This window comes from Prevotella sp., from assembly GCF_036570325.1.
Taxonomy (GTDB): domain Bacteria; phylum Bacteroidota; class Bacteroidia; order Bacteroidales; family Bacteroidaceae; genus Prevotella.
Genome location: NZ_DATCYK010000049.1, coordinates 1 through 6,029 on the forward strand (window position 1 = coordinate 1; position 6,029 = coordinate 6,029).

Genomic DNA, 6,029 nt, shown 5'->3' on the forward strand with positions numbered 1-6,029 from the left:
TTTGAAATCATCACGGAAGGCCAATTTTAGCTTGCCGTCCTCTATCATGCGGTAGAGCCACCGGGTAGCCAGCGACAGGCTGTCACGCACGTCGCTGTTGTCTATTCCGAGCAGGTGGCTGTATTCATCACGCATGGTGAAGGTGCAGGTGGAGCTGGTTGTCAGTATCGGTTCGCCCTTAGCGACGGCCTTACGCATGGATTTCATGTTCACCTCGCCTTGTCGGCGGGCTTGTCCCGACAGCCCGTTGGCAATCAGGGCCACGCCGCAGCATTTCTCTTTCTCGAGCAGATGCACGCCATAGCCGCAGGCATTCATGATCTTTACCAAGTCCTTGCCCAATTGCGGATAGTTATAATTGGCATAGCACCCGTGGAAGAAGGTGACAAATCGGTCGAAATGCTCTTGTTCCTCGGCCTGCTTACGGTACCATTGCTCGAACGTTTGAAACGAGTAAGCGGGGAACGTGCGGTGCTTGTCTATCCCCATGACACTGTGAAGCACGGCCTTTGTGGGCGCCAGTTTCAAGGCGAAGTTGGTCAACGGGGCAAAGTTGTGGGCCAAAGTTCCCACAAAGTCGGTGTTGGCCAGCATGCGGTCACGCAGCCCGGGGGTATGTGTGCTGTATTTGATGCGGGCCTCCTGAATGATGTCGCCTACCTTCACGTTCTCCGGGCAGGCCACTTCGCAGCGTTTACAGTTGAGACACAGCTTGAGCGCCTCGTTGAAGTATTCGGGATTTTTCAGTCTGTAGCGCTCGTTATCGGGGCCCGATTGTTTCGGACCGGGGTAGTTTGGCTCCACTGCCGATACGGGACAGTAGACCGTACAAATAGAACATTTGAGGCATTGCTCGAAGTTGAACGCGCTCTTGCTTTGTATCTGATTATCTTCTGTCATTGTCTTAACGATTTAATATGTTGTGGGCCACCTGCAAAGCGGTCAGCATGTCCACGCCCGTAGCGTCGGCCAGCTTCAGCGAGTTGTGACCGCTGAGCACCGATCCGGCGGCGTATAGGTTCTCTATTTTGTCACCCTTGCGGAATGTCAGCAGGTCTTTGTCGGTGCGGACACCGTATTTCATGTAGGGCTGCGCGTCGTAAACATAGGCGCAGGTCCACTCGGTACGCTTGTCGGAAGCGTCTACGTCGAGGCCGAATATAGGCTCGAATACGCCTTGGTAATTGCTCATGAGCCCACGGCTTTGGAACGATCCCGTGGCCAATACGAAGTTCTCGGCGTAGAATCGCTCATCGGGCATGTTCTCGGTCTCGATGTATCGCAGTCTGTTCTCTTGAAACGTGCCACCCGTCACCGTGTCGGAAGCGCTGAACATGCCACCCAATTGCTGGTAGCTCTGGCGCAATCGGGTTTGAATACGTATGCCCGGAACCGATGGGGGCATGGTGGCGACAAACCTGACGGGCAGGTTTATGAGCTGTTCCAAGCCGGCTTCGGTCTCCGCGTTGGCTATGCCGAGCACTGCCGGCAGGAGGATGACCTCGCCATCGGCCTGCAGGGCGTTGATGGCCTCGGCCACTTTGCGGAGCGCCCGTTCATCGGCCAGCACCTTGGCCACGTTGGTTGCCCTCATTTCCGAGGGGCTGCGGCGGGCTTGTTCTAGCTCGGGCGTGGTGAAACGCTTCAGCTCCACGTCGGTACCTTTGCGACGGATATTGTCTACAAGAAACTCAGTGGGAATGTCGAGAAAGCCCGCTATGTTGACAAAAGTCACCTTCTGCCATGGCAGGGTCCGTGCGTCGGCGCTCTGTACGAGGCCCGGCAGCGTGAGCCAAGCGGGCTTGCTGACGCCCATGGGGCTGAGGCGATAGTGGTTGCGCTCGGCCGTTCCGTCCATGGGAAGGCCCACGTCGGCCAGCAATGCTTGGGCTTCGGTGGCCAATTTTGCCACGTCGCCCACTTTATGATAGGGATGTTCTTGACTTAGATGGGCGATGGCAGCGAGCGGTTGGTCTACCGTCTGTCCCTGCTCATCGTATCCTAAGAGGTCGATAGAGCCCGAATTGAAGTGCAGGGTGCCCTGTCCGGCGGTGATGAGGGCCGTGTTCTGTCCGGCCTTGGCCAGCGTCAGGGCGCATGTGAAGCCCGTCAGGCCGCCACCTATTATGATCGTATCGAATTTCATAGTGCTATTTCTTTTCCTTCTCCGCTAAGTTGATTGAGTCCGCATAGGTCTTCGTAAATGGTAGAGGTAAGCTGTGCCTCGGCAAGATTGTCTCCCCAAGCCACGGGACGTGCCCCTTTCCAGCGCTCTGCCATGAAAGCGGCCAAGTCGCGCTCAGCTTCGGCGGGGTCGGTGTGGGCCATTTGGCAGAGAACATTGGCTCCCCGGCAGGCGCAAAGCTCACCCTGACAAGTTCCCATGCCAATGCGGGTGCGCCGCCGCAGGTTGATGAGGTTATGGACGTGGAGCTTTTGGGCGGCGAACTGTACCTCGCCCACCGTTACATCCTCACATTCGCAGACCAAGGCCCGTGTTTCGATAGACGCGGCGTCGATTTCTTGGGTCATGGTTCCGTGCCTTCCCTCCTGCACATGGGTGCTGTACTCGTTGGCCGAATGGCTTGTCTTACCCTCGGGCATGGCCTTTTCCGAACCCGGGAGGGGCGTTTGGGCCGTCAGGCAAGGCTTGTTGACGCCTAATTTCCTGCAAGCGAGGTCGGTAGCCTGCTCGGCCATCATGCGGTAGGTCATCATCTTGCCGCCCGTAATGGTGATGAGGCCGGCCAATCCGTCACGTGTCTCGTGGTCGAGGAGCACAATGCCACGGCTGATACTGCGTCCCGAGGGGTCGTTATCGGCCGCCACGAGTGGTCGCACGCCCGTGTAGGCCCTCAGAATGCGGGTCGAAGCCAAGGCCGGAGCGAGCTTTCGGCCCTCTCGAAGCAGTATGTCGACTTCCTCGGGCGTCACTTTCAGATGGTCGATGGTGTCGAAGGGCACGCGGTCGCTGGTCGTTCCGATAACGCACACTGTGTCGTCGGGCACGAGAATGTCGGCGTTGGCAGGCTTGCGGCAGCGGTTGATGACCATGTTGTTGACTCTATGGCCGAAGATAAGGAGCGTACCTTTGGCGGGAAACATATTGACCGAAATGTCGGCCATGCGAGCCAAGAGGTGTCCCCAAATGCCGGCGGCGTTGATGGTTACCCGTCCCCGTGCCTCGGAAGTGGCGCCGCCGCGGTTATCGCGCAGCTTCACGCCCACGACGCGGCCACTCTCCATGATGAAGCCCGTTACCTCGTGATAGGTCAGGATGTCGGCCCCGTGGCGGCGGGCGTCAATGATGTTGGCCATGGTAAGCCTGAAAGGGTCGATGGAGGCGTCGGGAACTTTCACCGCCCCGATGAGCGATGGGTTGACCGAAGGCTCCATGCGTCGGGCCTCCTCGGGCGAAATGATGTCGGCACGGATACCGGCTTGGCGGCAGGAGGCTACGAAAGTGGCCTGATAGGACAGGTCGTCCTCGGGCAAGGTGATGAAGAGTCCATCGGTCTCATCGACGCAATGGCGGGCTATGCGCCGCAGAATCATGTTCTCCTTGATACATTCCCGGGCCGACTCCGCGTCGGTCACGGCATATCGGGCGCCACTATGGAGCAGTCCATGGTTGCGTCCCGTGGCGCCGTTGGTAAAGTCATACTTCTCTACGAGCAGCACTTTCAGACCGCGCATGGCGCAGTCGCGGGCCGTTCCGGCACCGGTTATGCCGCCTCCGATGATGATGACGTCATATTCTTTTTGGCTGTCTGTGTTCATCTTGATGAAACTTAGTTTTCCTTATTTCCGATAGTTTGTAAGGCGAAACGTAATGTTGGTTTTGCTTACGTAACGAAACTTATTTGCGTTCTTTTAGAACAAAGATAGCTTTTATTTAGTAATGATACTACTTTTATTCGTAAGTTTTAACATATTTTTCATGCTTTGGTTTCGTAATAATTCCGTTTCGATAGCATAAGTTTCTTTTTTCGGGGGTATGCAGGTGGATAAATGGGAAGCTAATATGTAAAAATTTTTTCACTAAAAAACATGCTTTGAAAATGGGCCAAATAGAAAATGAGAGGGCCGTTTCGGGGTATGATAGGGGCGGTTGTGGGCTGTCGGGTTTTCTGTTGCGGGCCTTCGGGCGAGTCAAAGCAGCCTTCGGCGGCGTTAAAAAGCGGCTTTCGTTTGGCGGAAAGGCCGTTTTCAGAGCCTTAAAAGGCAGGAAACGGGCCGTGAAAACGGAGCCATGGCAGGGCGGTTTGTCGTTAATATATTGATATACAATGGGTTGGTGATGCGGCCAAAATTTGAATATTTCGGGCTAAAAGTTTTTCTTTTCAGAATAACGCGGCCATTAATCGCAAAATGTAAAGATAAATGATAGTCTATTGTTAATATATATTTAAAGATGAGAAGCTAAAGAATAATGTTTCAAAATAAATCGTATATTTGTGTTATATAATTAACACCACAACATAAGATGACGAAAGAAGATAGACACAATGCCATTTTGGAACAGTTGTTTAAGTCGGACTCCGTGTTGGTATCGGAGTTGGCTGAGTTGCTGGAAGTGTCGTCTGTGACGATCAGGAAAGACCTTACCGACCTTGAAAAAGCAGGAAAGCTCTACCGAAGCCATGGAAAAGCAATTGCTATTAACCCTTTCACAAGTAACCGTTCTGTAAACGAGAAAGAAAAACTCTTCCCTGAAGAGAAGTACAGTATTGGCACCGAGGCCGCTAAGTTCATAGAGCCTAACGACTCGATCATCATCGCCTCGGGTACCACCATCCATGCTTTTGCCCACTGCGTGAAGCCCATTCACAAGCTCACGGTGGTGTCGGCGTCGCTCCAAGCGTCGATTGTATTGTCGCAGGATGATAATATCGACATCATCCAGTTGGGCGGAATGTTGCGCCACAGCAGCGAGTCGGTGGTGGGAGACTACAGCGAGGTATTGCTCGACGGGTGCGCTTTCAGCAAGCTCTTCATGGGAGTTGACGGTATCGACTTCGACTTTGGTATCACCACGACCGACATGCGGGAGGCCCACCTGAACCAAAAGATGATGCAGGCAGCCCAGAAGACCATCGTGCTGGCCGACTCGTCGAAGTTCGGACGCAAGGGTTTCGCCAAGATAGGCGACATGGAAGAGGTTGACATGATAATCACTGACAGCCACATAAAGCCGTCCGACGTGCGCAGGATAGAGGAAATGGGTATAGAACTCATTATCGCCCGCGGCAAGTCATAGGCTTTCGTATCGCACGAAAGCGCATTTATTTCCATTGAATTTTAACATTAACATTATGAATATTCCCTCAGAGTTTGATCCCATAAGGCCGTTTGAGCCCGAAGAATTACCTGAAGTATTTGACCGATTGCTGGCCGACGCGCAGTTCAGACAAGTGTTGGCCTATCTCTATCCCGGCGTGCCGGCAGAGGCGGTAGGCCAAAAGATGAAGCAATGTAAGAGCAATTTGGACTTTCAGAAAGCCTTTTGCTACCCCTTCTTGTTGCAGTTGGTGCAGACGGCCAGCGCAGGAATAGACGTTGATGCCTACAACTTGGACATCAAGAAGCGCTACACCTTTGTGAGCAATCACCGCGATATAGTGCTCGACTCGGCTTTTCTCGACAAGATATTAATTGACGTGGGCTTTGAGACCACTTGCGAAATAGCCATCGGCGACAACCTGCTGACCCTGCCATGGGTGAAGGACTTGGTGCGCATCAACAAGTCGTTTACCGTGGAACGGGCGCTCCACTCCGTGGAAATGCTGAAAGCCAGCAAGCGAATGTCGGAGTATATCCACTTCGCCGTGGCCGAGAAGAACGAGAATGTGTGGATAGCCCAGCGTCAAGGACGGGCCAAGAACTCCAACGACCTTACCCAACCGGCCATCCTCAAGATGATGGCGATGGGCGGAGAGGGCAGCATTATAGAGCGCTTACAAGCCCTTCACATCGTGCCTTTGGCCATTTCGTACGAGTACGATCCCTGCGATTACCTCAAGGCTCGT

The 6,029-nt window shown here is 54.0% G+C and carries 5 protein-coding genes; 2 read left to right on the forward strand and 3 right to left on the reverse strand.

Features of this window, described 5'->3' with window-relative positions; all coding sequences use genetic code 11:
- The 3 genes from glpC to glpA all read right to left on the reverse strand — a co-directional run.
- Nucleotides 1-900 (reverse strand): anaerobic glycerol-3-phosphate dehydrogenase subunit GlpC (gene glpC / locus VIR50_RS03485; RefSeq protein WP_331933748.1); only part of this gene is annotated, 900 nt, incomplete at its 3' end.
- 4 nt (nucleotides 901-904) lie between these two features.
- Complete coding sequence (gene glpB / locus VIR50_RS03490) at nucleotides 905-2,146, reverse strand: anaerobic glycerol-3-phosphate dehydrogenase subunit GlpB (RefSeq protein WP_331933749.1); 1,242 nt, start codon at nucleotides 2,144-2,146, stop codon at nucleotides 905-907.
- A complete protein-coding gene (gene glpA / locus VIR50_RS03495) occupies nucleotides 2,143-3,780 on the reverse strand; it encodes an anaerobic glycerol-3-phosphate dehydrogenase subunit A (protein WP_331933750.1) in 1,638 nt (545 codons plus the stop codon). Before glpA ends, glpB begins: the two co-directional genes overlap by 4 nt.
- Before the next feature lie 706 nt (nucleotides 3,781-4,486).
- Here glpA and VIR50_RS03500 point away from each other — a divergent pair.
- Together VIR50_RS03500 and VIR50_RS03505 are read left to right on the forward strand one after the other, a co-directional pair.
- On the forward strand, nucleotides 4,487-5,260 hold the full coding sequence (locus VIR50_RS03500) for a DeoR/GlpR family DNA-binding transcription regulator (RefSeq protein ID WP_331933751.1): 774 nt from the start codon (nucleotides 4,487-4,489) through the stop codon (nucleotides 5,258-5,260).
- A gap of 55 nt (nucleotides 5,261-5,315) precedes the next feature.
- On the forward strand, nucleotides 5,316-6,029 hold a 714-nt coding region (locus VIR50_RS03505), incomplete at its 3' end, for a 1-acyl-sn-glycerol-3-phosphate acyltransferase (RefSeq protein WP_331933752.1).